1 pseudogene is annotated in these 663 nt (G+C 69.2%); it reads right to left on the reverse strand.

The features are described 5' to 3' along the window. Positions 1-663, reverse strand: a pseudogene (locus ABGB11_RS42445) (DNA-directed RNA polymerase subunit beta); the annotation flags it as partial.

A 663-nucleotide genomic window follows, 5' to 3' on the forward strand; every position in this document is an offset into this window, starting at 1 on the left:
CGGGCTCGGGGATGTTCTCGCCCTTGACGATGGCCTCGTACACCTTCACGCGGCCGAGGACGTCGTCGGACTTGATGGTCAGCAGCTCCTGCAGCGCGTAGGCGGCGCCGTAGGCCTCCAGGGCCCATACCTCCATCTCACCGAAGCGCTGGCCGCCGAACTGGGCCTTACCGCCGAGCGGCTGCTGGGTGATCATGGAGTACGGCCCCGTCGACCGCGCGTGGATCTTGTCGTCCACCAGGTGGAGCAGCTTGAGGATGTAGATGTAGCCGACCGAGATCGGGTCCTTGAACGGCTCACCGGTGCGCCCGTCGAAGAGCCTCGCCTTGCCGCCCGGGTCGACCATGCGCCGGCCGTCGCGGTTCGGCAGGGTGCTCTCGATGAGGCCGGTGACGTCGTCCTCGCGGGCGCCGTCGAACACCGGCGTCGCGGTGTTGGTCCACGGCGGCGCCTCGTCGGCACCGATCTCCTTGAGGGCGCGCTTCCAGTCGGCGTCGTCGCCCTCGACCTTCCAGCCGCGGGAGGCGACCCAGCCGAGGTGGGTCTCCAGGACCTGGCCGACGTTCATGCGCCCGGGGACGCCGAGGGGGTTCAGGACGATGTCGACGGGGGTGCCGTCCTCCAGGAACGGCATGTCCTCCACCGGCAGCACCTTGGAGATGA

The organism is Actinomadura sp. B10D3 (assembly GCF_039871695.1).
GTDB lineage: Bacteria > Actinomycetota > Actinomycetes > Streptosporangiales > Streptosporangiaceae > Spirillospora > Spirillospora madurae.